Below are 25,304 nucleotides of genomic sequence, written 5' to 3'. Positions count from 1 at the left end.
CCCTTGGCCTTGCGGTGGTCGGACTCAGAGGACAGCAGTTGCCCCAGCTCGGGGCCGTGGGTGCGGCGAGCAACTTCCCCACCCCGCCCTTCCCTGAACCCGGAGGCGCCGCCCCGGCCCCCGCTCCTCAATCGCCGGAGGGGCTTGCAGGTTGTGGGCAATCGTTCCGCGGAGGGGGCACCTCCCAGCGGTAGCTGGGGGAGGAACGGGTGGGCACAACCCGGCCACAGGGCCACGCCTGGCGACGAAAGCTCAGGGGGCTCAGGCCCAATTCGGGAAGGGGCGGGGTGGGGGCTAACCATCCGTCGGCCGCCAGCGTCGCACCCGGTGACCACCACCCAAGTCGTCCCAGAGCGCCCCCGGCTCCGCCGCGTCCACCCAGTCCTCGGCCACCGCCACCGCCCCCACCCCCTCCGCTTCCGGATCCGGCTCCAGCGCCGCCGCCATCAGCGCCCTCGTATACGGGTGGCCCGGAACCGCGAAGACCGCGTCCGTCGGGCCCTCCTCCACCACCACCCCGTGCCACAGCACCACCACCCGGTCCGCGATCCCCCGCACCACCGCCAGGTCATGGCTGATGAACAGGCAGGCCAGCGCACGCTCCCGGCGCAGGTCGTCCAGCAGCCGCAACACATCCGCCTGTACGGACACATCCAGCGCCGTCGTGATCTCGTCCGCGATCAGCAGATCGGGCTCACCGGCCAGCGCCCGCGCGATGCCGATGCGCTGCCGCTGGCCGCCGGAGAGCTGGGCGGGGAGTCGGTCGGCGAAGTCGGGGTCGAGGCGGACGTCGGCGATCAGCCGACGGGCGCGCGACGCCGCCTCGCCCCGCGACCCCGCCGTACCGAAGAAGCGCAGCGGCCGCCGTACCGCGTCGCCCACCGAGCGCCGCGGATTGAGCGAGGTGTCGGCGTTCTGGAAGACGAGCTGGACGGTGCGGCGCAGGGCGAGCGGGCGCCGCCGCGCGGGGGCGCTCAGGTCCCCGTCACCGCCGGACAAGCCGCCGGACAAGCCGCCGGGCGGGCCACCGGGCTGGCCACCGGGCTGGCCACCGGTCCCGTCATCTGACGCACCGCCGGACGAGCCGCCCGACCCGCCGCCCCCAGCCGCGGCCCTCATCGTTCCGCCCGACGGCACCCGCAACCCCGCCAGCGACCACGCGATCGTCGACTTGCCGCTCCCCGACTCGCCCACCAGCGCCAGCACCTCACCGCGCCGCACGCTGAAGGAGACCCCGTCCACGGCACGGCTGGCCCCGTAGTCGATCGTCACCTCCCGTACATCGACCACGTCGACGGCATCGACCGCGTCGGCCGCGTCCACCGCGTCCGCCCTCGGCCGGATCTCCCGCGTACCGTCCTCCCCCACCACCGCCAGCCCCGCGTCCGCGATGCGCGGGACGCTGGCCAGCAGCCGGCGGGTGTACGGGTCGGCGGGGGCGGCGAAGAGCCGCCGGGTGGGGGCGGCCTCGACGACCCGCCCGGCGCTCAGCACGCACACCTCGTCGGCCATCCGCGCGACCACGCCCAGGTCATGGCTGACCAGGACGGCGGCGAGGCCGAGTTCCTCACGGAGGGCGCCGATCAGGTCCAGCACTCCGCGCTGGGTGATCACGTCGAGGCCGGTCGTGGGCTCGTCCAGCACCAGCACCTTGGGCCGGGCCGCGATCGCCATGGCGATGGCGACACGCTGCTGCTGCCCGCCGGAGAGTTCGTGCGGATAGCGGCGGGCGAGTTGGCGCGGGTGCGGCAGCCGGACCTGCTCCAGCAGGTCCGCGACCGGCACCTCGCCGCCCGCCTCCGCGATCTGCCGTCCGATCCGCATGGACGGCGTCAGGGCCTGGCCCGCGTTCTGCGCGACCATCGCGACCGTACCGCCGCGCAGCCGCCGCAACTCCCGCGCGGACAACGCGAAGACGTCCTCGCCGGCCACCGCGACCCGCCCACCCGTGATCCGCGAGCCATGCCGCAGATGCCCCAGAAGCGTCGCGGCGACCGTCGACTTGCCGCTGCCCGACTCGCCGACCAGGGCCAGCGTCCGGCCGGGGCTCACCTCGAGCGACACCTCCCGGACGACGGGCACCTCGCGCCCGCCCGAGCGGTACGCCACGGACAGCGTGTCCACCGACACGATGGGGGCCTTTGGCGACGTGGTCATCAGACGCCCTCCCTGATCCGGTCCACGCCCCACGCCTTCGACAGGCCGTCGGCCGCGAGGTTGAGCCCGACCACCATCGTGGCCAGACCGATGATCGGCGCGAGGCTCGCCATCGGCACCACGGTGATCGCGGTGCGGTTCTCCGAGACCATCAGCCCCCAGTCGGGAGTGGGCGGATCCGCGCCGAAGCCGAGGAACGACAGCGAGGAGATCAGCAGCACCACCCACGACGCCCGCATCGCGAACTCGACGCACACCACATCGCTGATGTTGGGCAGCACCTCGCGCCGCAGGATCGCCCAGGTGCCCTCGCCCCGGGCGCGTGCCGCGGTGACGTAGTCCTGCGGCACGACGGCGAGCGCGGCGCCCCGCACCACCCGCACCACCTGGGGAACGCAGACGACGGCGATGGCCAGCACGATGACCGAGGACCCGGTGCCCAGCGCGGTGACGATCACCAGCAGGACGAGGATCGCGGGGATGGACAGCACCGCGTCCAGGACGCGCATGACCACATCGTCCAGCCAGCCGCCGCGCAGCGCGGCCGCGCACCCGAGGACGGTGCCGAGGGCGATGGTGATGAGGGTCGCGGTGACGGAGACGCCGAGCGCGTACCGCCCGCCGTACAGCACCCTGGTCAGCACATCACGCCCGTACTGGTCGGTGCCCGCCCAGTGGTCGGCGCTCGGCCCGAGCAGCGCGTGCGAGGCGTCGCCGGTGGTGGGGTGGTACGGCGTGAGCAGCGGGGCGAGCAGCGCGACCACCACATGAACGGCCACGATCGCGAGCCCGACGACGGCCGGGCGGGAGGAGCGCACCGTGCGCCAGGTGCGGGCGGCGAAGCCGGGCCGTACGGGCGCCGGGCCCGCGGCGGATGTCGGGGCCACGCCCAGAGGCTCCTTCACAGAGCTCATCGGATCCTCCCTCCTCGGGTGCGGAGCTTGGGATTGAGGGCCATGGACCCGAGGTCGGCGGCGAGGTTGCAGACCACGTAGACGACCGCGCTGATGAGGGCGATGGCCTGGATGACCGGCAGATCGCGGTTCTGCACGGAGGTGAGCATCAGCTTCCCGATGCCGGGATAGTTGAAGACGTTCTCGACCACGGCGACGCCGCCCACCAGCCACGCCACATTGAGCGCGATGACGTGCAGCGTGGGCAGCAGGGCGCTGGGCAGCGCGTGCCGGGTTACCACGCGCCAGGTGGTCAGCCCCTTGAGCCGGGCCGTCGTGACGTATTCGCTCGCCATGACGTCGATCACCGAGGTACGGGCCATCCGCACGATGTACGCGGCCATGACGATCGCGAGCGAGGCGGCGGGCAGCCACACCGCCGGGAGCAGCTGCCCGACCCCGGCCCCCGGCCCGTACAGCACCACGGCGGGAAGCACCGGCACGGTGACGGAGAACGCGAGCACCAGCACCGTGGCCACGACGAATTCGGGGACGCTCATCCCGACCAGGCTGACCGTGGAGATCAGATGGTCCGGCCAGCGGTCGCGGTAGAGCCCGGCCACGACGCCGAGGACGACGGACCCGGTGACCGCGAAGAGGACGGTGACGACGGCGATCAGGGCGGAGTTGCCGAGGTACTGGGCGACCTCGCCGCCCACCGGCTTGGTGGTGACCAGCGAGGTGCCGAAGTCGCCGTGCGACGCGCCCTTGATCCAGTCGGCGTACCGCTCCCAGGCGGGCTGGTCGAGACCCATCTGCTCGCGCAGCGCGGCGACCGCGTCGGGGGTGGCGTCCCGGCCGAGCACCTGGGTGGCGACATCGCCGGGCAGCGCCTGGACGGCCAGGAAGACCATGACCGAGGAGAGCAGCAGGGTGCCGAGCGCGGCGACCACACGGCGGAGGAGGAAGGAGAACATCACGCCCCCTTCAGCCCGATGCGCAGATAGTCGAACTCGAAGCCGTGCTCGGCGTAGCCGCGCACCTTCCGGGAGATCCCGACGAGCCGGTCGGCGAACATCGGGGTGATCGCCCCGCCCCGCTCGACGACGAGCGTCTGCGCCTGTCCGTACAGCTCGCGCCTGCGGCTCTCGTCGATCTCCCGGCGGGCCCGGTCGAGCAGCGCGTCGAACTCCTTGTCCGACCAGGCGGTCTCGTTGTACGAGGAGCCGCCGCGGAAGACCTGGTTGAGGAGTTGGTCGACGGGGCGGCCGGTGTACCAGTAGGTGGCCATGAGCGGCTTCTTCATCCAGATCTGGGTGTAGTACGAGTCCGCGGCCGCCGTCTTGACCCGGATCCGGATGCCCGCGCGCCCGGCCGACTCCTGGTAGGCGAGGGCCATGGGCGTGAAGATCGGGTCGTACGAGGAGGTGTAGAGGTCCACCGCCAGCCGCTCGTGCCCGGCCCGCTTCAGCAGATGGCGGGCCTTCTCGGGGTCATGGGCGGGGTGGGTGGCGATATGGGCGGGGTCGTTCGGCGGGACGGGGTTGTCCCAGCCGGCCGTGCCCGCGCCCTGGAGTGCGGCCTTCAGGATGTGCGCGGGGTCGTAGGCGAGCTTCATCGCCTGCCGCACCCGTGGATCGGTGAAGGGCTTCTCGGTGGTGAGCATCGGCAGCACGTACCACTGGGCGTTCTCGGCGCGGGCGATGGTGGCGCGGTCGGAGGCGGCGATGACCCGGGCGGTGGCGAAGTCGAGATTGGTCTGGGAGAGCAGATCGACCTGCCCGGCGAGCAGCGCGTTGGAGCGGGCCTGCATATCGGCCACGGTGTAGAAGTCGATCGCGTCCAGGACCGGGCGCCCGGCCCAGTGGTCGGCGTAGGCGGTGACCCGGCCGGGCCCGGCGGCGGTGAAGGAGGCGAGCCGGAAGGGGCCGGTGCCGATGCCGGTGCGGCCGATGGAGGCCGCGCTGCCCTCGGGCACGACGTAGCAGTTGTAGTGGGTGAGCAGGCTGGGAAACTCGGCGTGCGGGCTCTTCAGGGGGACGACGAGGGTGTGGGCGTCGGGGGTGCGCAGCCGCCCCGGGTCGACCAGCGGGGACAGCACCGGGGCCTGCGGGGACGCGGTCGCCTTGGCGAGGATGTGGCGCAGGGTGTACGCGGCGTCGGCGGAGGTGAAGGCGCGGCCGTCGTGGAAGGTGACGCCGCGGCGCAGCCGGAAGGTCCAGGTGGTCGCCTTGGCGTCGGGCTCCCAGGACTCGGCGAGGTCGGGGGCGACGGTGCCGTCGGGCGCGATCCGGACCAGGCGGTTGTAGAGCGCGCCGAGGTACTCGTACGCGGACAGCGCGCTCGCGGGGTCGAGGGTCTCGGCGTCGGAGGCGGGCGGCCGGGCGATGCGCAGAGTGCCGCCGCGGTCGGGCCGCCCGGCCGGGCCGCGGGTGGGCACGGCCCTCGACGGGGAGGCGGAGGCCGCTCCCGAGCAGCCGGTCAGCGCGGCGGAGCCGCCGAGCGCGGCGACGGCCGCCGCGGCGGTGGTCAGGACCGACCGCCGCGGTATCCCGGCCGCGGCGGGGGCTGCGCGGTGGGCGATCTCGGACAACAACGGGGACATGAACGGGGGCACCCTTCCCTTATTCGTTCAGCGGAACGATTGGGTGAAGTGCGTGAACGATAGCCATGCAACCCGTTCAGGCCAACCCTTCTCTCGCGGAAATTAACACCGGAAACAGAGTCGTTATCCGGCGCGGAGCGCGGTGCTGGGCGTGGCGCGCGGCCGGCGCGGGGCGCGGCGCACGGGCGGCGCACGGAGTCGCGGCCCCACCGCCCGGCACCCCCGCACACCGTCCACGTGGTGAAAAACACCGAGCGGCCCCGGATACACCGCCGTATGGTTGCCGACATGCAGGTGATCCAGTCCACGAAGCTCGCCAACGTCTGCTACGAAATCCGTGGCCCGGTGCTCGAGGAGGCGATGCGGCTGGAGGCGGCAGGACACCGCATCCTCAAGCTCAACACCGGAAATCCGGCGACCTTCGGCTTCGAATGCCCCCCGGAGATCCTCGAGGACATGCTCCGCAACCTCGGCGACGCCCATGGCTACGGCGACGCCAAGGGCCTGCTGTCCGCGCGGCGCGCGGTGATGCAGCACTACCAGACCCAGGGCATCAACCTCGACGTCGAGGACATCTTCCTCGGCAACGGCGTCTCGGAGCTGATCCAGATGTCGATGCAGGGTCTGCTGGACGACGGCGACGAGGTCCTCGTCCCGGCCCCCGACTATCCGCTGTGGACCGCCGCGGTCTCGCTCGCCGGCGGCACCGCCGTCCACTACCGCTGCGATGAGCAGTCGGACTGGCTGCCGGACCTCGCCGACATCGAGCGCAAGGTCACCGACCGCACCAAGGCGCTCGTCATCATCAACCCGAACAACCCGACGGGCGCCGTCTACGGCGAGGAGATCCTGCGCGGCCTCACCGACATCGCCCGCCGCCACCAGCTGATCGTCTGCTCCGACGAGATCTACGACAAGATCCTCTACGACGGCGCCACCCACACCCCGACCACCGCCGTCGCCCCGGACCTGATGACCCTCACCTTCAACGGGCTCTCCAAGGCGTACCGGGTGGCGGGCTACCGCAGCGGCTGGCTCGCGGTCTGCGGCCCGAAGTCGCACGCCGCCAGCTATCTGGAGGGGCTGACCATCCTGGCCAATATGCGGCTGTGCGCCAATATGCCGGCGCAGCACGCGGTGGCCACGGCGCTCGGCGGCCGTCAGTCGATCAACGACCTGGTGCTCCCCGGCGGCCGGCTGGTGGAGCAGCGGGACACGGCGTACGAGCTGCTGACCCAGATCCCGGGCGTCACCTGCGTGAAGCCCAAGGGCGCGCTGTACGCGTTCCCCAAGCTGGACCCCAAGGTCTACAAGATCAAGGACGACCGGCAGATGGTCCTTGATCTGCTGCGCGCCGAGAAGATCATGATCGTCCACGGCACGGGGTTCAACTGGCCCGAGCCGGATCACTTCCGCATCGTGACGCTGCCCGCCAAGAAGGACCTGGCCGACGCGGTGACCCGGATCGGAAACTTCCTGGACGGATACGGCCAACCCTGATCTTTTAGTTACCGCTCAACTTTAGACAGAGTCTAAGTTAGGATGGCCTCCTCATCTCCTGGAGGCCATCCATGTACGAACCGATCCGCACCAAGTCGGTCCACAGCATGGCCGCGCCCAAGCCCGACTTCCCGCACCGCTCCCGCGAGGAAGAGCTGGACATCCGGCTGGCCGGACATCTGACCGCACTGCTCACCGTGACGGACGAGCTGCGCACCCTCACCCCGGACCCCACCCTCGACGACGCCGCGCAGCGCCTCGCCGAGCAGGCCACCCGCCTGCGCGACGGCCACGCCCCGCTGCGCGCGGCACCCACGGCGGCGGCCACGGACCCGGCGCATATCGCCGCCCTCCACCAGCGCGCCCACACCCTGGCCGGATGGGCCCTGGTCGTGGCCACGTCCCGCGACGACACGGCGGCCACGACGCTGGCGGCCGAGCGCATGCGCTCCCACGCGACCGCCCTGGGCCTCGCGGCCTGAGCGGCCCCGGGCCGGCTGACCGGCCTCGGCCCGCCTGAGCCGTCACTCAGCCGAGGCCGAGGGGTGAGCTGGCCTCTGCCGAGGCCGAGGTGAGATGGGCGTACGGGCGCCGGGGCCCGCGCTTTCCGGCGCGGGCCCCGGTCCGCGGAGCGGGGCGGCTCAGCCCAGGCGCTTCACCAGCGCGTGGTACTCGTCCCACATCTCCTTGGGCGTGTGCTCACCGAAGGTGTTGAGGTGGTCGGGCACCAGCCCGGCCTCGTCGCGCCAGACCTCCTTGTCGACCGTGAGCAGCAGTTCGAGCGAGGCGTCGTCGAGGTCCAGACCGTCGGTGTCCAGCGCCTCGGGCGTCGGCAGCACCCCGATCGGGGACTCCACACCCTCGGCCTTGCCGTCCAGGCGGTCGACGATCCACTTCAGCACCCGGCTGTTCTCGCCGAAGCCCGGCCAGACGAAGCGCCCACCGGCGTCCTTGCGGAACCAGTTGACGTAGTAGATCTTCGGCAGCTTGGCGGCGTCGGCGTCCTTGCCGACCTTCACCCAATGGGCCATGTAGTCGCCCATGTTGTAGCCGCAGAACGGCAGCATGGCGAACGGGTCGCGGCGCAGCTCGCCGACCTTGCCCTCGGCCGCGGCGGTCTTCTCGCTCGCCACGTTGGCGCCGAGGAAGACACCGTGCTGCCAGTCGAAGGACTCCGTCACCAGCGGAACGGCGCTGGCCCGGCGGCCGCCGAAGAGGATCGCCGAGATCGGCACGCCCTTGGGGTCCTCCCACTCGGGCGCGATGATCGGGCACTGACCGGCCGGCACGGTGAAGCGGGCGTTGGGGTGGGCCGCGGGCGTCTCGCTCGCCGGGGTCCAGTCGTTGCCCTTCCAGTCGGTCAGATGGGCGGGCGGCTCCTCGGTCATGCCCTCCCACCACACATCGCCGTCGTCGGTGAGCGCCACGTTGGTGAAGACCGAGTTCCCCCACAGGGTCTTCATCGCGTTGGCGTTGGTGTGCTCACCGGTGCCGGGCGCGACACCGAAGAAGCCCGCCTCGGGGTTGATCGCGTACAGCCTGCCGTCCTCGCCGAACCGCATCCAGGCGATGTCGTCGCCGATCGTCTCGACCGTCCAGCCGGGGATGGTCGGCTCCAGCATCGCGAGGTTGGTCTTGCCGCACGCGCTCGGGAACGCCGCGGCCACGTACTTGGCCTCCCCGCGCGGCGGCGTGAGCTTGAGGATCAGCATGTGCTCGGCGAGCCAGCCCTCGTCCCGCGCCATCACGGAGGCGATGCGCAGGGCGTAGCACTTCTTGCCGAGCAGGGCGTTGCCGCCGTAGCCGGAGCCGTACGACCAGATCTCCCGCGTCTCCGGGAAGTGCGAGATGTACTTGGTCGAGTTGCACGGCCAGGGCACATCGGCCTGGCCCGGCTCCAGCGGGGCGCCGAGGGTGTGGACGGCCTTGACGAAGAAGCCCTCGTCCCCGAGGACGTCGAGGACCTCCTGTCCCATGCGGGTCATGGTGCGCATGGAGACCGCCACATAGGCGGAGTCGGTGATCTCGACGCCGATCGCGGACAGCGGCGAGCCGAGCGGGCCCATGCAGAAGGGCACGACGTACATGGTCCGGCCGCGCATCGAACCCCGGAAGACGCCCTGCTCCCCGGCGAAGATGGCACGCATCTCGTCGGGGTGTTTCCAGTGGTTCGTCGGGCCCGCGTCCGCCTCCTTCTCGGAGCATATGAACGTACGGTCCTCGACGCGCGCCACATCGCTCGGATCGGAGGCGGCGTAGTACGAGTTGGGGCGCTTGATCGGGTCAAGGCGCTTGAAGGTGCCCTTCTCGACGAGCTCCGCGCTCAGGCGGTCGTACTCCGCCTCCGAGCCGTCACACCACACCACCCGATCCGGCTGGGTGAGGGCGGCGATCTCGCCGACCCAGGAGACAAGCTCCTGGTGGTTCGTGGGGCTCGGGGTGGTCGTGAGGGAGGAAGCCACATTGCTGGGCGCCACGATCGCTCCATCCCGCCGGAGCCGCACGCGCTCCGGCGTCTTGATTGAGGGTTTGGACGGATATGTGCACTCATATCCGATTATGGAGACAGCTACCCCTTGGGGGCTGCGACCCGGATGCTCAGCTCATCCGGTGCCGACCGCGCTCATTTGATCATCCGACTGTACGGGCCATCTGTCCAGTGGGCGCCTTGGTGACCATCACCACTCGACATGGACCGGTAACTTACGGTGCGTAGGTAGCATGAGCGCCATGACTGCCGCCGCGCCCGACGCCGCCGTTGAGAATCCCCCAGGGCCCCAAGCGGTCCCGCCGCTCCCGCTGAAGCCGATGCTGCGCGGCTGGCTGCACGCCGCCATGTTCCCGGCCGTGCTGGTCTCGGGTGTGGTGCTGACGGCCCTCGCCGACAGTCCGCGCGGGCGGCTGGCCTGCGCCATCTACACGCTCACCGCATGCGCGCTGTTCGGCACCAGCGCCCTTTACCACCGCGGCAACTGGGGTCCGCGCACCGCCGCGGTGCTGCGGCGGCTGGACCACGCCAATATCTTCCTGATCATCGCGGGCACCTATACGCCCTTCACGCTGCTGCTGCTGCCACACGGCAAACAGCAGTTGCTGCTGTGGCTGGTGTGGGCCGGGGCGCTCGCCGGAATCGCCTTCCGGGTCTTCTGGGTCGGCGCCCCGCGCTGGCTGTACACCCCGTGCTACATCGCGCTGGGCTGGGCGGCCATCTTCTTCCTGCCCGATTTCCTGCGCACCGGCGGCATCGCCGTGATGACGCTGATCATCGTCGGCGGGCTGCTCTACAGCGTGGGCGCGGTCATCTACGGCACCAAGCGGCCCAACCCCTCACCCCGCTGGTTCGGCTTCCACGAGGTGTTCCACAGCTTCACGCTGGCCGCCTTCGTCGTGCACTACGTCGGCATCTCCCTGGTGGCCTATCAGCACGCCTGAGCGATCGATCACCCGGTAGACGTTCGCGATGGAAACTCGCGATTGACAGCCCACACCTTTTGAGAGTTACTGTCATTTGACGGTAACTCTCGGAGGTGTGCCATGCCCGCTGCCCCGGATCCCCGTTCGGCTCCCCGCCCGGATCTACGCCCGGATCCCCGCCCGGATCTACGCCCGGATCCACGTCGCTGGTGGACCCTCGCGGCCCTCGTCGCCAGCACCCTGGTGATCGGATTCGACACCACGATCCTCAACATCGCCCTGCCGACCATGGCCTCGGCCCTCCACGCCGACATCGGCGAACAGCAGTGGATCGTCGACTCCTACACGGTCGTGTTCGCCGCCGCGATGCTTCCGGCGGGCCTCATCGGCGACCGGTTCGGCCGCCGCCGCATGCTCATCACCGGTCTGCTGATCTTCCTGGCCGGGGCGCTCATCGGAGCGCTGGTCTCCACCCCCGCCCCGGTGGTCGTCGCGCGCCTGGTCATGGGGCTGGGCGCCGCGCTGGTCATGCCGCTGTCCATGGCCGTCCTGCCCACCTTCTTCGGCCCCGGCGAACGGTCCAGGGCGATCGCGGCCCTGAGCGCCGCGATGGGGCTCGGCATGCCCCTCGGCCCGCTCGTCGGCGGCTGGCTCCTCGACCACTTCTGGTGGGGGTCGATCTTCCTGATCAACATTCCACTTGTCGCGATCGCCATCCTGGCCTGCCTCTTCCTGCTCCCCGAAACCCGCGACCCGGCGGCCCCCAGGATCGACCTCATCAGCACCGCGCTGAGCGTCGGCGGGCTCATCGCGCTCGTCTGGGGCCTCATCGAGGCCCCGGCCCGGGGCTGGAGCCATCCGCTGATCCTCATCGCCCTCGCCGCGTCCGTCGCCCTGCTCACCGGGCTCACCCTGCGCGAGCGGCAGTCGGTACGGCCGATGCTGGACCTGGGGCTGCTGTTCCGGCCCGCGTTCCTGTGGAACGCCGTCGCCATCACGCTGGTGGGCTTCTCGCTGCTGGGGCTGCTGTTCGTCCTGCCGCAGTACCTCCAGACCGTCCTCGGCAACGACGCCTTCGGCACCGGGGTGCGGCTGCTGCCGATGATGGCCGGGCTCCTGCTGGCGGCCCGCGCCGCCACCCCGCTCGCCGCCCGCTTCGGCCCCCGGCCCGTCATCAGCGGCGGGCTGCTGATGAGCGCCGCCGCCGCGTTCCTCGGCTCCAGGACCGAGGTGGGTGACGGCTACGGCATGACCGCGCCCTGGCTCACGATCACCGGACTCGGCTTCGGCCTCGGCGTCGTCCCGGCCATGGACGCGGCGCTCGGTGCCCTGTCCCGGGACCGCGAAGGCACCGGCTCCGGGCTGCTCATGACGCTGCGCCAAGTGGGAGGCACCATCGGCGTCGCCCTGCTCGGCAGCCTGCTCGCCGACGCGTACAGCACCCGGCTCGACACCACCGGGCTGCCGTCCGCCGCGGCCGACGCGGCGGAGGGCTCGGTGGTCGCCGCCCACGCGGTGGCCGGGCGGCTCGGCGATCCGCACCTCGCCGCGTCGGCGGACGCCGCGTTCGTCCACGGCATGGACGTGGCGCTCCTGGTGACCGCGTTCACCTCCCTCGCGGCGGCCGTGCTGGTCGCGTTCCTCCTGCCCCGTGCGGTCTCCGCCGATCAAGGCGCCATGGTCCCGGAGACCACCGATGCCCGACAATGAGATCCATGGCTTCCGCACGTACGACGTCCGCGCGGCCCAAGCTCGGGCTGCGCGAACGCAAGAAGATCCAGACCCGGCAGGCGATCCGGCGCGCCGCCTACCGGCTGTTCACCGAGCAGGGCTACGACGCGACCCCGGTGGACCGCATCGCGGAGGCCGCCGACGTCTCCCCCAGCACCGTCTTCCGCTACTTCCCCACCAAGGAGGACATCGTCCTCTCCGACGAGTACGACGATGTCCTGCTCGCCGCGCTCCGGGACCGGCCGCTGGACGAACCGCCGGTCGCCTCGCTGCGGCGCGTCCTGCTCGAACTGTTCCGGCGGTTCGCCGGTGACGAGCGGCAGGAGATGCTGGTCCGCCTCACCCTGATCCGCCAGGTACCGGGGCTGCGCGCCCGCATGAGCGAGAGCATGTCCCGGACCGGCGCCCTGCTCGCCGAGGTCCTGGCCGAGCGCAGCGACCGGTCGCCGGAGGACTTCGAGGTGCGGGTCGTGGTCGGAGCCGTCCTCGGCGTCCTCCAGGAAGCGCTCTTCCACTGCGTCGACCAGGGCGCGGCGGAGGACTCGGCGGTGGCGGCCATGGAGGAAAGCGTCGACCGCGCGTTGGACCTGCTGTCCCGGGGCCTCCCGCTGTAGCCACGCCCCGACGCGCGAGCCCGGCCTCGTACGTCGGCGGGTCCGGTTCGGACCCCGGTCAGGTCCGGTCCCACCTCCGGTCAGCCCCCCAGCTTGGCCGTCAGGGCTTCGACATCGGCCGTGGGCGCGTCGCAGGTGAAGCCGCGGCAGACGTAGGCCGCCGGGCGGCCCTCCAGGAGGGGGCGGTCCTGGAGGAGCGGGATCTCGCCGGAGCCGGGCTCGCCGACCGCGACGACCGCCCCGGGGGCCGTGGCGAGCAGCGCGGCGCGGTGCAGGGCGCGGGTCGCCGGGTCGTCGTCGGAGCCGACCACGGCCACCTCGCGCGGCCCGTCGAGCCGGGCCTCGGCCACCGCCAGGCCCCAGCCGATGAAGCGGGGCACCCGGGGGCCGAGGGCCCGCACCACGGCGAGGGCGCGCTCGGCGCCCTCCCGGTGACGGGCGCTGCCGGTGATGGCGGCGTAGGACAGCAGCGCCCCGGCGGCGGCCGTCCAGCCGGAGGGTGCCGCGTTGTCCGTCGGGTCCTGGGGGCGGCGGATGAGCGCCTCGGCGTCATCGGCGGTGTCGAACAGCGTCCCGTCCTCGTCGGTGAACCGGCTCAGCACGGTGTCCAGGAGCAGCCCGGCGAACTCCACCCATGCGCCGTCGCCGGTGACGGCGGACAGCGCGAGGAAGCCCTCGGCCACATCCGCGTAGTCCTCGAGCACGCCCGCGTGGCCCCCCGCGGTGCCGTCGAGCGAGGTGCGGGCCAGCCGCCCGCGCTGGTCCATGTGGATGCGCACCAGCAGTTCGGCGGCCTCGGTCGCGGCGTTCACCAGGTCGGGGCGGTCGAAATAGGCACCGGTCTCGGCGAGTGCCGCGATGGCCAGCCCGTTCCACGCCGCGACGATCTTGTCGTCGCGCCCGGGACGCGCCCGCAGCTCCCGGGCGGCCAGCAGCCGCTCCCGTACGGAGGCGACGCGGGCGGCGTCCGTCAGCCGCTCCCCGTCGGGCAGCTGGAGCACGGAGGCCCCCTGCTCGAAGGTGCCCTCCCGCGTGACGCCGAAATACCCGGCGGCGAACTCCGCGTCGGCCTCCCCCAGCACCTCGCTCAGCCGCTCGGGGGTCCACACGTAGTAAGCGCCCTCGACATGGCTGCCGGTGCCGTCGTCGCTGTCGGCGTCCAGCGCGGAGGCGAAGCCGCCCTGCGCGGTGCGCAGCTCGCGGACCATGAAGTCCGCCGTCTCCACGGCGACTCGGCGCGCGAGGTCCGAGCCGGTGGCCCGCCACAGATGGGCGTAGACGCGGCACAGCAGCGCGTTGTCGTACAGCATCTTCTCGAAGTGGGGCACGGTCCACATGGCGTCGACGGAATAGCGGGCGAAACCGCCGCCGAGCTGGTCGTAGATACCTCCGCGCGCCATCGCCTCGCAGGTGGCGGACACCATCTGCAGCGCGCCCTCGGAGCCGGTGCGGGCGTGGTGGCGGAGCAGGAACTCCAGCGCCATGGACGGCGGGAACTTCGGCGCACCGCCGAACCCGCCGCGGGTGGCGTCGAATTCACGGGTCAGGGTCATGAGCGCGCTGGCCAACTCCTCCTCGCCCGGCGGCTGCGGCGCGTCCGAGCCCAGGGCGATACCGCCGCGCTGGGACAGGTCCTCCACGATCCGGCCGGCGACGTCCCGCACCTCGTCACGGCGGTCCGACCAGGCGGCGCCCACCCCCTCGAGCACCTGCAGGAAGGACGGCATCCCGGGCCTGGGCCGGGGCGGGAAGTACGTGCCGAAGTAGAACGGCTGGGCCTCGGGGGTCAGGAAGACCGTCATGGGCCAGCCACCCTGGCCGGTGGCGGCCTGCACCGCCTCCATGTACACCGCGTCGACGTCCGGCCGCTCCTCGCGGTCGACCTTCACCGAGACGAAGTGGGCATTGAGATAGTCGGCGGTCGCCTTGTCCTCGAACGACTCGTGCGCCATCACATGGCACCAGTGGCAGCTCGAATAGCCGACGCTCAGCAGCACGGGCACCCCGCGGCGACGCGCTTCCTCGAACGCCTCGTCCGACCACGGCCACCAGTCGACCGGGTTCTCGGCGTGTTGGAGCAGATAAGGGGACGTCTCGTGCGCCAGACGGTTCGGCATGGGTCCATCCTCCCCCACCCGGCGAGACAGGCGAAGTTATCCACAGGGGAGTTATCCACAGGACTGCCGGATAAGAGCCAGAAACGGAAGACTGAGGGCACTGCTGCAGGAGGGGGATCACCATGCCGGCGTCACTGGCGGTGCTGCGGGACAGCCACCGGACGGAAGTCGAGCGGCTGCTGTCGCGGGCCGTGGAGGAGGAGGTGCACCGCTCGGGCGGGCGCACCGACGGCGGGGTGCTGCTCGGCCGGGCGCGCGGCGCGCTCGACGAGATGGCAGCCACCGCCGCGGAGGAGTACGGGGCGTATGTGCGTGCGCTGGACGAGTCGGACGCGGACAGCCGACCGCTCTCCGCCCGGCTGTCGCGCGGGCAGCTGGGCACCCCGGCGCTGGCCGCGGCGGTCGCCGCGGTGGCGGCCTTCGGCGCGGATCTCGGGTTCGGCACCTCGGCGGGCACGGCGCTGGGCGCGGGGGTCACGGCCGCCGTGGCGGGGTCGGCCGCCGCCGTCCTCAAGCTCACCGCGAGCCACTGGCCCGCCGCCCACCGCCAGGCCGCGCTGCGCAACCAGCCCGGTGGCGCCGAGCAGCTGCGGCTGCAGTGGCTCACCGCGGTCGAGGTGCGGGGCATCCGGCCGTTCATCGACCAGCACCGGATGACCACGGCCGCCACCCGTCAGAGCGGCGGTTCGGCCAAGCGCTCCGCCACCGGGCAGCCGAAGCTGCGCGGCGCGGACCGCAGCCAGGCGGCCCGCAGGCGCACCGTGCTGGAGCAGTCCTTCGCCCATCTCCCCGAGGCGGACGGCCCGTTCGCCGGGCGCCATGCGCAGATCACACAGATCGCGCAGTGGGTGCGGCAGGCCCGCGCGTCCACCGAGACCAAGCCCACGGTGGTGCTGCTGGAGGGCCCACCGGGCTCCGGCCGGACGATGCTGGCCGTGCGGGCGGCCCACCATCTGCGCGATGAGTTCCGCGGCGCGTGCCTGGTCGATCTGCGCGGCGACAGCCCCGAGCAGGCCCCACTGCCCACCCGCGACGCGCTGCTGCATCTGCTGAACCGGCTGGGCGCACCCCGTGACCAGCTGCTCTTCCGGGAGCGTTCCTCGCAGGACCAGCACATCCGACGGCTCACCGAGCTGTATCACCAGTATCTGACCGGGCTGCCGGTCACCATCGTGCTCGATGACGCCCGCGACGCCGAGCAGGTGCGCACGCTGATCCCCGAGCGGTCCGACGGCCTGGTCCTGATCACCTCGCGCACCCCGCTCGGCCTGCCGGACGACCTCGCCGCCTGGGTGCACCGGATCGAGGTGGGCCCGCTGGACGAGCCCGGCGCCGAGGAGCTGCTGCGGGCCTCCGCCGAGGAGCCCACCGGCGCGGGCCCCTACGACGGGCAGTCCGTGGAGCGGATCGCCGAGCTGTGCGGGCGGCTGCCGCTGGCGCTGCGGATCGCGGGCTCCTCGCTCGGCCCCCGCTCCCCCGCCGCCCTGGTCACAGAGCTGGAGGCGTACGGCCCGGTGGGCGCGATCGAGCGCACCCTGTGGCTCCGGTACACCGACCAGCAGGAGGGCGCCCGGCGGCTGCTGCGCCGGCTGGCGCTGGCCGGGCGGGCCAGTCTGGGCGGCGCGGCGGCCGCGGCGCTGCTGGACGCCGATGAGCAGGAGGCCGGCCGCCATCTGGAGGCGCTCGGCCGGGCCGGGCTGATCCAGCATGTGCGCGGCAGCCGCTATCGCCTCCATGACCTGGTGCGCTCCTTCGCCCACGCCCGGCTGCTGGACGAGGAGCAGCCGGAGCAGCGCACCGCCGCGCAGGAGCGGCTGATCCGCAGCTACGCCGAGCTGGCGGACTCGGTGATCCGGCTGGTCGACGGCAAGACCTCCACCCGGGCCGACATCTTCGGCAGGGGCGCGGCCCATGGCTTCGCCTCGCTGGACGCGGCGCTGCGCTGGCTGGACGACGAGTCGAGCTTCATCACCGCCGCGCTGCGCCATGCCGAGGGCGTGGACCAGTCCGCGGTGCTCCACCTCCTGGGCGCGCTGTGCGACTACTGCCTGCTGCGCGGCGATCTCTACCGGCTGGGCGAGATCAGCGAGCTCACCCAGGCCGTCGACCAGGGGCTGCTGATGCGGTCCGTGCAGTGGCGCACCGGTATCGCGGCCCGCCAGCTCGGCGAGCTGGACCAGGCGCGCACCACGCTCTCCTCGGTGGTGGACCTGTATTTCGAGGCCCAGCACCAGGCGGGCGCGGCCCGCGCCCTGTGCAGTCTCGGCATCACCCTGCACCACCAGGGCAATCTCGTGGAGGCCGCGGCGAAGCTGCGCGAGGCGCTGGAGCTCCAGGGCGCCGATGAGCTGCGCGGCGACCGGGCCTGGACGATGCACGCCCTGGCGGCGGTGGAGCGCGACCGCGGCGGGCTGGCCGAGGCGCTGGAGCTGCTGGGCGAGGCCCTGGAGCTGCACCAGGAGAGCGAGAGCCTGCACGGCCAGGCGTGGGCGCACTTCCAGCTCGGCCAGGCATGTCTGCGGATGGGCGATGTGCCGCGCGCCGAGACCGAGCTGGGGGAGGCGCTGGACGCCTACAGCCGCACCCACGACCAGCGCGGTGAGGCCTGGGCCCTCACCCAGCTCGCCCGGGCCCGGCTGGTCGCCGGGGAGGCGTCGACCGCCGTCGACCAGCTCCGCCAGGCCCTGGCCCGCCACCGGGAGAACGAGGACGCGCGGGGTGAGGCCTGGACGCTGTACTACCTGGGCCAGGCGCTGGAGGAGCGCGGCGACCACGACTCGGCGGTGCGCGAGCTGGAGCGGGCCCGCACGATGTTCAGCCGGATGCGGGATGTGTACGGGCTGGCGTGTGCCCGTCACCACTCGGCGCGGGTCACCCGCGATCTGCGGGCGGCGCAGACGGGCTCGCTGCGCAACAGCGGCTTCGCCCGGCAGCTGCTCCAGGACGCGCGGCAGGACTTCCGCCGGGTGGGCGTGGCCCATGGCGAGGCGTGGTCCTGTGTCGAGCTGGCGGTGATCGACGCGGGAAACGGCAAGGCGGCGCAGGCGCTGGAGCTGGTCGACGAGGCGGCGGTGCTGTTCGCGGGGTACGGGGACCGGCGCGGCCGCTCCTGGGCCCGGTTCCTGCGCTGCACCCTGCTGCCGTTCGCCTCCGCGGGCGGCTCGGTGATCGGCACGGCGGTGGCCCAGGAGGAGCTGGCGGAGCTGCTGCGGGAGATGCGTGAGGAGGGCACGGCGGGCGATTCCCGGCTGGAGGGGTGCGCCGAGGCGTTCGCGCTGGTGCTGGAGCGCGGCGTCGAGCCGGAAACGGGATGGCAGGCATGGCAGCTCGGCACAGTGCCGAGCCGCCACTCGCGCGAGGTCATGGCCGTACTGCCGGACCGGCCCCGCGCCTGAGCACGAGAGGCACCGAGGGCACGAGGGGCATGGAAGGCGCGGGTAAGCACGGAGCGGGGGCCTCGCGGTGAGGTCGAGGTCCGGCCGGGCCGTGGGGTCCCGCGCGTGGGACACGCGGTCAGGCCCGGCCAGGGGTCAGGCCGTGCGCTCTTCGCCCTTGGCGCCTTCGGTGGTGGTGGCCGCCGCCGGAGCCTTGCCGGGCTCCTCCGGCGCCTCCTCGAAGTTCACCCGCTTCATGTGCTTGTTCATGGACTTCATCAGCAGCCACACCGCCGCGCCGATCACGGCGAAGACGATGAAACCGAGGACGCCCGGGGTCACCTTGTTCTCGTCCAGGTCCTTGGCGAGCGGGACGAGATGCGTCATGGCGAGGGTGCTGGTGGCGCTCATCATGGGCTCAATTGTTGCGGATGCCCGCGAAGAGGTCGTCCTCGGGGAGGGAAGTGTCCACGAGCGACTTCGCGAGCTCGTACTCCTCGGTGGGCCAGACCTCCTTCTGGATGTCCATGGGCACCCGGAACCAGCCGCCGTCGGGGTCGATCTGCGTACGGTGCGCGATCAGCGCCTTGTCGCGGATCTCGAAGAAGTCGGCGCAGGGCACATAGGTGGTCAGGGTGCGCTCCGGCCGCTCGAACGACTTCCAGCGCTCCAGCCACTCCCCGTACGGCGAGTCCAGCCCGCGGGCCAGCAGCGCCTCGTGCAGCGCCACGGTGCGCGCCCGGTTGAAGCCCTGGTTGTAGTAGAGCTTCTGCGGCTGCCAGGCCTCCCCCGCCTCCGGGTACTTCTCGGGGTCACCGGCCGCCTCGAAGGCCACCATCGAGATCTTGTGGGTCATGATGTGGTCGGGGTGCGGATAGCCGCCGTTCTCGTCATAGGTGGTGATCACCTGCGGCTTGAACGTGCGGATCAGCTTCACCAGGGGCTCCGCCGCGGCCTCCACGTCCTGCAGTGCGAAGCAGCCCTCGGGCAGTGGCGGCAGCGGATCGCCCTCGGGCAGTCCGGAGTCCACGAAGCCCAGCCACTCCTGCCTGACGCCGAGGATCTGCCGCGCCTCGTCCATCTCCTTGGCGCGGACCTCGTGAATGTGCTCCTCGATGTAGGGGTCACCCTGGAGCTTGGGGTTCAGGATGGAGCCGCGCTCCCCGCCTGTGCAGGTGGCGACCAGCACGTCCACCCCCTCGGACACGTACTTGGCCATGGTGGCCGCGCCCTTGCTCGACTCGTCGTCCGGGTGCGCGTGCACGGCCATCAAACGCAGCTGCTCAGTCAAGTTGGATCCTCAGTGATTCGTCGCGGAAGACGGCTTCTATAGTGACCTAAACCGGGGACGAATAATTCCGATCTCTCCCCCAGCAGGAGGAACGCCCATGACCGCGGTGCGCGAGGGGCTGCCCGACGGGCGTTACGGCCGGTCCGCGGACGCGCGTGCCGACCGGACGCTGAAGATCGTCGGCGCCGTGCTCGGTGCCGGGCTGCTGGCCCTGATCGCGTGGTTCGGGTACGACTACATCGCCGGTCAGGACGTCAGCGGCCGGTTGACCGGTTTCAAGGTGGTCGCCGACGACGCCGTCGAGGTCCGGCTGGAGATCAGCAAGGAAAAGGACGCGACCGGCGTCTGCACGGTGCGTACCCTGGACAAGTACCACGACGAGGTGGGTCGGAAGGACTTCACCTTCGGCCAGCGCCAGGAGGACATGGTCAAGGTCGTGACCGTACGGACCACGACCCGGGCGACCAGCGCCGAGTTGATCGGCTGCGAGCCTGTTCGATAATCGAACGGGCCGTGTCGGGCACCTGCCCCGATCTGACCAGCGCTGACGCGTTTCCTACGCATTGCGCCCAGTTCCCTCCTCCCCGTTTCTTGCCGGAATTGTTAGGCTCGTGGTTTCGCCCGGCTACGAAGGCGCACCCTTCTGAGTAGGGCGTTCATTTGTATTCCCAGCACCGACGAGGAGCACCTGTGACCCAGACCAGCGAGAACGTCACCTGGCTGACCCAGGAGGCGTACGACCAGCTCAAGGCAGAGCTGGAGTACCTGTCGGGTCCCGCACGTGTCGAGATCGCGAAGAAGATCGAGGCTGCCCGGGAGGAGGGTGACCTCCGGGAGAACGGGGGTTACCACGCCGCCAAGGAGGAGCAGGGCAAGCAGGAGCTCCGAGTGCGTCAGCTGACGCAGCTCCTGCAGCAGGCGAAGGTCGGCGAGGCCCCCGCGGACACCGGCGTGGTCGCCCCCGGCATGGTGGTCACCATCGCCTTCGACGGCGACCCCGACGACACCCTGACCTTCCTGCTCGCCTCCCGTGAGTACGCGAGCGCGGACGTCGAGACCTACTCGCCGCAGTCCCCGCTGGGTTCGGGTGTGAACGGCAAGAAGGTCGGCCAGGACGCGGAGTACGAGCTCCCCAACGGCCGCACCGCCTCCGTGCGAATCCTGGAGGCCAAGCCCTACCAGGGCTGAACGCCCGGCGTGGAGCCCCGGCCGGACGGCCGGGGCTCCCCCGTACTCCCCTCACCCCCGCTCACCCCCGGGCGCGGGTACGTCTCACCCCTCACCCCCGCACCCCCGTTGTCCCCCGAAGTACCGTCAGGCGGTCGCCGAGCGGTACTTGCGCACCGCCAGCGTCCGGAAGACCACGATGATCAGGGCCGAGTAGATCAGCGACGCCCAGACCGGGTGCTGCATCGGCCAGGCGCCGGACTGGGACAGACCGGGGTCGCCGAAGAGCCGGCGGCACGCCTGCACGGTGGCGCTGAACGGATTCCATTCGGCGATATGCCGCAGCCAGGGGGTCATCTGGCTGGAGTCCACGAAGGCGTTCGAGATGAACGTCACCGGGAACAGCCAGATCAGACCGCCGGACGTCGCCGCCTCCGGGGTGCGGACCGACAGCCCGATCAGTGCCCCGATCCAGGTGAAGGCGTACCCCAGAAGAAGCAGCAGGGCGAAGCCGCCCAGGATCTTCCCGACGTTGGTCGAGTCCGCGAAGCCGGGGCGCCAGCCCACGATCAGCGCGACGACGGCCAGCACCACCAGGGTGAGCGTCGTCTGCACCAGATCGGCGAAGGTCCGACCGGTGAGCACCGCGCCCCGGGCCATCGGCAGCGAGCGGAACCGGTCGATCAACCCCTTGTGCATGTCCTCCGCGATCCCCGCGCCCGCGCCCGCGGTGGCGAAGGTCACGGTCTGCGCGAAGATCCCGGCCATCAGGAAGTTCTTGTAGACGTCCGGGTCGGTGCTGTTGCCGATCTTCATCGAGCCGCCGAAGACGTATGTGAAGAGGACCACGAACATCACTGGCTGAACCAGCCCAAAAAGGACCATCTCGGGAATTCTGGTCATCCGGATCAGATTCCGTCGGGCGATGACCAGGGAATCGCTCATCGTGCTCATTTCGCCTCCCCCTTCCCGGCGCCATGGCCGGTGAGCGAGATGAATACGTCGTCCAGGGTCGGGCGGCGCAGCCCGATGTCGTCGATCTCGACACCGCGGGTGTCCAGTTCGCGGATGACCTCGGCGAGCAGCTTGGCGCCGCCCACAACCGGGACGGTGACCTTACGGGTGTGCTCCTGCACGGCCGTCTCGCCCTTGCCCAGGACCCGCAACACTTCCTCGGCCGCCGCGATGCCCTCGCGCTCATGCACCACGACCTCCACCCGCTCGCCGCCCGTACGGGCCTTGAGCTGGTCGGAGGTGCCGCGGGCGATGACCCGGCCGCGGTCGATCACGCAGATGTCATGCGCCAGATGGTCCGCCTCCTCCAGATACTGCGTGGTCAGCAGCAGCGTCGTACCGCCCGCCACCAGCTCCTGGATGACCTCCCACAGCGCCTGCCTGTTACGCGGATCCAGACCGGTGGTGGGCTCGTCCATGAACATCACAGGCGGGCTGACCACCAGGGCCGCGGCGAGGTCCAGCCTTCTGCGCATCCCGCCGGAGTACGTCTTGGCCGTGCGATCGGCCGCATCCGCGAGGCTGAACCGCTCCAGCAGCTCACTCGCGCGGGCCTTGGCCTCCCGCGCTCCCATCTGGTAGAGCTGGCCGACCATTTGGAGGTTCTCACGGCCGGTCAGATATTCGTCCACGGCGGCGAACTGGCCGGACAGCCCGATGGAGCGACGGACCTCGTTGGGGTTCTGGAGCACATCCACCCCCGCGACCACCGCCGTTCCGCTGTCCGGGCGCAGCAGCGTGGTGAGCACGCGCACCGCGGTGGTCTTGCCGGCGCCATTGGGGCCGAGCAGTCCGAGCACGGTTCCTTCCGGTACGTCGAGATCGACGCCGTCCAGAGCCTTTACGTCACCGAAGGTCTTCACCAGACCCTCGGCGTGAATAGCGCCTGGCATGTTGGCACTCCCGGGGTTGGGTCAGTTCCACACTTAATCAAGGCATAAGTCCGCCCATATGGGCAGCGCTCGGCAGCAACTGGACGGCAATCGTAATCCAGACGCGATACATCGCGACATACGCGAGACGAATAAAATGAAGAACGCGAGCCGCGGAGGGGGACGGAGCGGGGACCCCTACCCCCGTTACCCCCGCTACCCCCGTGAGAGCGGACCCGTTGCCGGGCTCAGGCCCAGACCCGCCCCAGGCGTTGAGCCATCACCGGGCACCCGGTCCCGACGTCACGCCATCACCGGGCACCCGGTCCCGATGTCAGGCCATCACCGGGCACCCGGTCCCGATGTCAGGCCATCACCGTGTACCCGGCGCCGCGCAGCGCCCCCCGCACGTCCTCGCAGTGGTCCGGCCCCTTCGTCTCCAGGTGCAGCTCCACCTCGGCCTCGCTCAGCCCGAGCCGCGGGTTGGTGCGGACATGGCTGACGTCGAGCACATTGGCGTCCAGCGTCGACAGCACCGCCAGCAGCGTGGCCAGCGCGCCCGGCCGGTCGGTGAGCCGCAGCCGCAGCGACAGATAGCGCCCCGCCGCGGCCATGCCGTGCCGCAGGATGCGCTGCATCAGCAGCGGGTCGACGTTGCCGCCCGAGAGCACCGCGACGACCGGCCCCTCGAAGGACTCCGGCGCCGACAGCAGCGCGGCCACCGGGCTCGCGCCCGCGGGCTCCACCACCAGCTTCGCCCGCTCCAGGCAGAGCAGCAGCGCACTGGACAGCTCGTCCTCGGTGACCGTACGGACCTCGTCGACGAGGTTCTCGATGATCTGGAACGGCACATCGCCCGGCCGCCCCACCTTGATGCCGTCCGCCATCGTCACGGGCGCGTCGATCGTCACCGGCCGCCCGGCCGCCAGCGACGGCGGATACGCCGCGGCGCCCTCCGCCTGCACCCCCACCACCCGCACATCCGGCCGCAGCGACTTCACCGCCACCGCGATCCCGGCGGCCAGCCCGCCCCCGCCGATGCCCACCACCACGGTGCGCACCTCGGGGCACTGCTCCAGGATCTCCAGCCCCACCGTGCCCTGCCCGGCGATGATGTCCGGATGGTCGAAGGGATGGATGAAGACCGCGCCCGTGCGCTCGGCGTACTCCTTCGCCGCCCGCATCGTCTCGTCCACGATCTGACCGCACAGCCGCACCTCGGCGCCGTAGTCCCGAGTGGCGGCGATCTTCGGCAGCGGAGCGCCCTCGGGCATGAAGACCGTCGAGCGAACCCCCAGCAGCGAGGCCGCGAGGGCGACGCCCTGCGCATGGTTCCCGGCGCTCGCCGCCACCACCCCGGCCGCCCGCTCCTCCGGGCTCAGCCCCGCGATCCGCACATAGCCGCCGCGCAGCTTGAACGACCCCGTGCGCTGGAGGTTCTCGCACTTGAAGTGGACCGGCGCGCCGACCAGTCCGGACAGATAGCGGCTGCCCTCCAGCGCGGTGAGCCGGGAGATCCCCGACAGCGTCTTCTGCGCGCTGCGGACGTCGTCGAGGGTGATCGTCGTCCCGGACCGCTCGGAGGCGGAACCTCCGGATACGGAACCCTCGGACGCCGGAGCGGGAGCCGGAGCCGGAGCCGGAGCGGGGTCGGACGCGGAGGCGGGAGAGGTGAGGTGCGAGGCCGGGCCGGACCCGGAGCCGGGCCCGTCCTCGTCGCCGTGTCGTGCAGCCATGGTCCCCAGTCTCGCAGCTCACCCCCGGCAGGCCCCGGCGGGCCGAGCCGGTGGCGGGGCCGGCCGCGGGCCGGTGGTCGAGTCGGCCCCGAGCGGGTGCCGGGCCAGGGGCCGCCGACGGGCCACGGCGCCGGGGAACGGCTGAGAACGGCAGGTTGTGGCTCGGGGGCCGTCAGGTTTCTGCAGCCCCCGTACGGGCAGGCCCCCAGCCGCGTACTCTGTGCCACATCCCACAGACCACCGCATGAAGTGAGCCCTAGGCCATGCCCACCCAATCGGACATGACGACTCAACTCGACACCGGCGTACTGGACGCGCTCCAGCATCAGGTCGCCGTCTTCGCCCGCCGTGCGGAACAGACCCGGCTCGGCGGCGTCGGCCAGGCCCGCAATTCCATGGACCGAGCCGCGTATCTGCTGCTCAACCGGCTCGACCAGGAAGGCCCCATGGGGGTCAAGGCACTTGCGGGGAGCATGGGCATCGACTCCTCCACCGTGACCCGCCAGGTCGCCCCGCTGGTCGACTCCGGCATGGTGAAGCGCACCTCGCACCCCGAGGACGGCCGGGCGGTCGTGCTGCAGCTCTCCCCTCGCGGCAAGGCCCGCCTGGAGGAAGTGCGTTCCTCACGACGCGATCTGATGTCCCGCGTGACCGGCGACTGGACGGCGGAGGAGCGCGATCTCTTCTGCGACCTGCTGACCCGCTTCAACATCGCCCTCTCCGCCGCGCACAGCACGGTGCCCCAGGCGGCGCCCGCCACCTGACCCGGCGCAGACATCTTGACCAGGTGCCTGTGCCTGCCGTGTCCTGAAAGGAACG

General features: G+C 71.5%; 20 protein-coding genes. 9 read left to right on the top strand and 11 right to left on the bottom strand.

Annotation, left to right across the window (positions count from 1 at the left end; all coding sequences use genetic code 11):
• Nucleotides 1–294: 294 nt before the first annotated feature.
• The 4 genes from NP777_RS27705 to NP777_RS27690 are packed head-to-tail and all read right to left on the bottom strand — an operon-like array spanning nucleotide 295 to nucleotide 5,655.
• A complete protein-coding gene (locus tag NP777_RS27705) occupies nucleotides 295–2,157 on the bottom strand; it encodes a dipeptide ABC transporter ATP-binding protein (RefSeq protein WP_256652908.1) in 1,863 nt (620 codons plus the stop codon).
• A complete protein-coding gene (locus tag NP777_RS27700; protein ID WP_256652907.1) occupies nucleotides 2,157–3,071 on the bottom strand; it encodes an ABC transporter permease in 915 nt (304 codons plus the stop codon). The genes NP777_RS27705 and NP777_RS27700 overlap by 1 nt, the downstream gene beginning before the upstream one ends.
• Nucleotides 3,068–4,027 (bottom strand): ABC transporter permease, encoded by a 960-nt coding sequence (locus tag NP777_RS27695; protein WP_256652906.1) that lies wholly within the window; start codon nucleotides 4,025–4,027, stop codon nucleotides 3,068–3,070. The genes NP777_RS27700 and NP777_RS27695 overlap by 4 nt, the downstream gene beginning before the upstream one ends.
• Nucleotides 4,027–5,655 (bottom strand): ABC transporter substrate-binding protein, encoded by a 1,629-nt coding sequence (locus tag NP777_RS27690; RefSeq protein WP_256652905.1) that lies wholly within the window; start codon nucleotides 5,653–5,655, stop codon nucleotides 4,027–4,029. Before NP777_RS27690 ends, NP777_RS27695 begins: the two co-directional genes overlap by 1 nt.
• Nucleotides 5,656–5,943: 288 nt before the next feature.
• Between NP777_RS27690 and NP777_RS27685 the strand changes: the two genes are divergently transcribed.
• Nucleotides 5,944–7,155 carry a pyridoxal phosphate-dependent aminotransferase gene (locus tag NP777_RS27685; RefSeq protein WP_256652904.1) on the top strand — a complete coding sequence of 404 codons (1,212 nt, stop codon included), beginning with the start codon at nucleotides 5,944–5,946 and terminating at the stop codon, nucleotides 7,153–7,155.
• Between the two features lie 71 nt (nucleotides 7,156–7,226).
• On the top strand, nucleotides 7,227–7,637 hold the full coding sequence (locus tag NP777_RS27680; RefSeq protein ID WP_256652903.1) for an SCO4983 family protein: 411 nt from the start codon (nucleotides 7,227–7,229) through the stop codon (nucleotides 7,635–7,637).
• A 159-nt stretch (nucleotides 7,638–7,796) separates the two neighbouring features.
• Here the strand turns inward: NP777_RS27680 and NP777_RS27675 are convergent, their stop codons facing one another.
• Nucleotides 7,797–9,632: a phosphoenolpyruvate carboxykinase (GTP) gene (locus tag NP777_RS27675; RefSeq protein ID WP_256652902.1), complete on the bottom strand. Its 1,836-nt coding sequence runs from the start codon at nucleotides 9,630–9,632 to the stop codon at nucleotides 7,797–7,799.
• Between the two features lie 253 nt (nucleotides 9,633–9,885).
• Between NP777_RS27675 and trhA the strand changes: the two genes are divergently transcribed.
• The 3 genes from trhA to NP777_RS27660 all read left to right on the top strand — a co-directional run bounded on the left by trhA (nucleotide 9,886) and on the right by NP777_RS27660 (nucleotide 12,914).
• Nucleotides 9,886–10,587, top strand: a complete 702-nt coding sequence (gene trhA / locus NP777_RS27670) for a PAQR family membrane homeostasis protein TrhA (protein ID WP_256652901.1) — start codon at nucleotides 9,886–9,888, stop codon at nucleotides 10,585–10,587.
• 102 nt (nucleotides 10,588–10,689) lie between these two features.
• A complete protein-coding gene (locus tag NP777_RS27665) occupies nucleotides 10,690–12,279 on the top strand; it encodes an MFS transporter (RefSeq protein WP_256652900.1) in 1,590 nt (529 codons plus the stop codon).
• Nucleotides 12,276–12,914, top strand: a complete 639-nt coding sequence (locus tag NP777_RS27660) for a TetR/AcrR family transcriptional regulator (protein WP_256652899.1) — start codon at nucleotides 12,276–12,278, stop codon at nucleotides 12,912–12,914. The genes NP777_RS27665 and NP777_RS27660 overlap by 4 nt, the downstream gene beginning before the upstream one ends.
• Nucleotides 12,915–12,994: 80 nt before the next feature.
• On the opposite strand, the gene NP777_RS27655 is transcribed toward NP777_RS27660, so the two are convergent.
• The gene (locus NP777_RS27655) at nucleotides 12,995–15,031 is read right to left on the bottom strand and encodes a thioredoxin domain-containing protein (protein ID WP_256652898.1); all 2,037 of its coding nucleotides are present in this window, start codon (nucleotides 15,029–15,031) and stop codon (nucleotides 12,995–12,997) included.
• 122 nt (nucleotides 15,032–15,153) lie between these two features.
• Here NP777_RS27655 and NP777_RS27650 point away from each other — a divergent pair, with 122 nt between their 5' ends.
• Nucleotides 15,154–18,426, top strand: a complete 3,273-nt coding sequence (locus NP777_RS27650) for a tetratricopeptide repeat protein (RefSeq protein ID WP_256652897.1) — start codon at nucleotides 15,154–15,156, stop codon at nucleotides 18,424–18,426.
• Between the two features lie 135 nt (nucleotides 18,427–18,561).
• Here NP777_RS27650 and NP777_RS27645 read toward each other — a convergent pair whose 3' ends face one another.
• On the bottom strand, nucleotides 18,562–18,816 hold the full coding sequence (locus tag NP777_RS27645; protein WP_256652919.1) for a hypothetical protein: 255 nt from the start codon (nucleotides 18,814–18,816) through the stop codon (nucleotides 18,562–18,564).
• A gap of 7 nt (nucleotides 18,817–18,823) precedes the next feature.
• The gene (gene mca, locus NP777_RS27640; RefSeq protein ID WP_256652896.1) at nucleotides 18,824–19,696 is read right to left on the bottom strand and encodes a mycothiol conjugate amidase Mca; all 873 of its coding nucleotides are present in this window, start codon (nucleotides 19,694–19,696) and stop codon (nucleotides 18,824–18,826) included.
• Between the two features lie 97 nt (nucleotides 19,697–19,793).
• Here mca and NP777_RS27635 point away from each other — a divergent pair, with 97 nt between their 5' ends.
• Both NP777_RS27635 and greA read left to right on the top strand, forming a co-directional pair.
• The gene (locus NP777_RS27635) at nucleotides 19,794–20,198 is read left to right on the top strand and encodes a DUF4307 domain-containing protein (RefSeq protein WP_256652895.1); all 405 of its coding nucleotides are present in this window, start codon (nucleotides 19,794–19,796) and stop codon (nucleotides 20,196–20,198) included.
• Between the two features lie 188 nt (nucleotides 20,199–20,386).
• Nucleotides 20,387–20,884, top strand: coding sequence for a transcription elongation factor GreA (gene greA / locus NP777_RS27630; RefSeq protein WP_020868807.1), 498 nt, complete (start codon nucleotides 20,387–20,389; stop codon nucleotides 20,882–20,884).
• 126 nt (nucleotides 20,885–21,010) lie between these two features.
• Here the strand turns inward: greA and NP777_RS27625 are convergent, their stop codons facing one another.
• From NP777_RS27625 to ilvA, 3 genes are all read right to left on the bottom strand, one after another.
• Nucleotides 21,011–21,817: an ABC transporter permease gene (locus tag NP777_RS27625; RefSeq protein ID WP_256652894.1), complete on the bottom strand. Its 807-nt coding sequence runs from the start codon at nucleotides 21,815–21,817 to the stop codon at nucleotides 21,011–21,013.
• A complete protein-coding gene (locus NP777_RS27620; RefSeq protein WP_256652893.1) occupies nucleotides 21,814–22,770 on the bottom strand; it encodes an ATP-binding cassette domain-containing protein in 957 nt (318 codons plus the stop codon). The genes NP777_RS27625 and NP777_RS27620 overlap by 4 nt, the downstream gene beginning before the upstream one ends.
• Before the next feature lie 344 nt (nucleotides 22,771–23,114).
• Nucleotides 23,115–24,485, bottom strand: a complete 1,371-nt coding sequence (gene ilvA, locus NP777_RS27615; RefSeq protein WP_256652892.1) for a threonine ammonia-lyase — start codon at nucleotides 24,483–24,485, stop codon at nucleotides 23,115–23,117.
• 263 nt (nucleotides 24,486–24,748) lie between these two features.
• On the opposite strand from ilvA, the gene NP777_RS27610 reads away from it, so the two are divergent.
• Nucleotides 24,749–25,249: a MarR family winged helix-turn-helix transcriptional regulator gene (locus tag NP777_RS27610; RefSeq protein ID WP_256652891.1), complete on the top strand. Its 501-nt coding sequence runs from the start codon at nucleotides 24,749–24,751 to the stop codon at nucleotides 25,247–25,249.
• The last annotated feature ends 55 nt before the right edge of the window (nucleotides 25,250–25,304 follow it).

The sequence above is a fragment of the Streptomyces rugosispiralis genome (assembly GCF_024505145.1).
Taxonomy (GTDB): Bacteria; Actinomycetota; Actinomycetes; order Streptomycetales; family Streptomycetaceae; genus Streptomyces; species Streptomyces rugosispiralis.
Note: the sequence above shows the minus strand (reverse complement) of the source record. Positions and strands in the feature narration are given on the sequence as shown.

Bases quoted from the DNA above. Each gene is read 5' to 3' on its own strand.
- NP777_RS27705 (WP_256652908.1), bottom strand. From the start codon at position 2,157: ATGACCACGTCGCCAAAGGCCCCCATCGTGTCGGTGGACACGCTGTCC.
- NP777_RS27625 (WP_256652894.1), bottom strand. From the start codon at position 21,817: ATGAGCACGATGAGCGATTCCCTGGTCATCGCCCGACGGAATCTGATC.
- NP777_RS27685 (WP_256652904.1), top strand. From the start codon at position 5,944: ATGCAGGTGATCCAGTCCACGAAGCTCGCCAACGTCTGCTACGAAATC.
- NP777_RS27690 (WP_256652905.1), bottom strand. From the start codon at position 5,655: ATGTCCCCGTTGTTGTCCGAGATCGCCCACCGCGCAGCCCCCGCCGCG.
- NP777_RS27610 (WP_256652891.1), top strand. From the start codon at position 24,749: ATGCCCACCCAATCGGACATGACGACTCAACTCGACACCGGCGTACTG.
- NP777_RS27655 (WP_256652898.1), bottom strand. From the start codon at position 15,031: ATGCCGAACCGTCTGGCGCACGAGACGTCCCCTTATCTGCTCCAACAC.
- NP777_RS27700 (WP_256652907.1), bottom strand. From the start codon at position 3,071: ATGAGCTCTGTGAAGGAGCCTCTGGGCGTGGCCCCGACATCCGCCGCG.
- ilvA (WP_256652892.1), bottom strand. From the start codon at position 24,485: ATGGCTGCACGACACGGCGACGAGGACGGGCCCGGCTCCGGGTCCGGC.
- NP777_RS27680 (WP_256652903.1), top strand. From the start codon at position 7,227: ATGTACGAACCGATCCGCACCAAGTCGGTCCACAGCATGGCCGCGCCC.
- trhA (WP_256652901.1), top strand. From the start codon at position 9,886: ATGACTGCCGCCGCGCCCGACGCCGCCGTTGAGAATCCCCCAGGGCCC.
- NP777_RS27650 (WP_256652897.1), top strand. From the start codon at position 15,154: ATGCCGGCGTCACTGGCGGTGCTGCGGGACAGCCACCGGACGGAAGTC.
- NP777_RS27635 (WP_256652895.1), top strand. From the start codon at position 19,794: ATGACCGCGGTGCGCGAGGGGCTGCCCGACGGGCGTTACGGCCGGTCC.
- NP777_RS27665 (WP_256652900.1), top strand. From the start codon at position 10,690: ATGCCCGCTGCCCCGGATCCCCGTTCGGCTCCCCGCCCGGATCTACGC.
- NP777_RS27620 (WP_256652893.1), bottom strand. From the start codon at position 22,770: ATGCCAGGCGCTATTCACGCCGAGGGTCTGGTGAAGACCTTCGGTGAC.
- NP777_RS27695 (WP_256652906.1), bottom strand. From the start codon at position 4,027: ATGTTCTCCTTCCTCCTCCGCCGTGTGGTCGCCGCGCTCGGCACCCTG.
- NP777_RS27645 (WP_256652919.1), bottom strand. From the start codon at position 18,816: ATGAGCGCCACCAGCACCCTCGCCATGACGCATCTCGTCCCGCTCGCC.
- NP777_RS27660 (WP_256652899.1), top strand. From the start codon at position 12,276: ATGAGATCCATGGCTTCCGCACGTACGACGTCCGCGCGGCCCAAGCTC.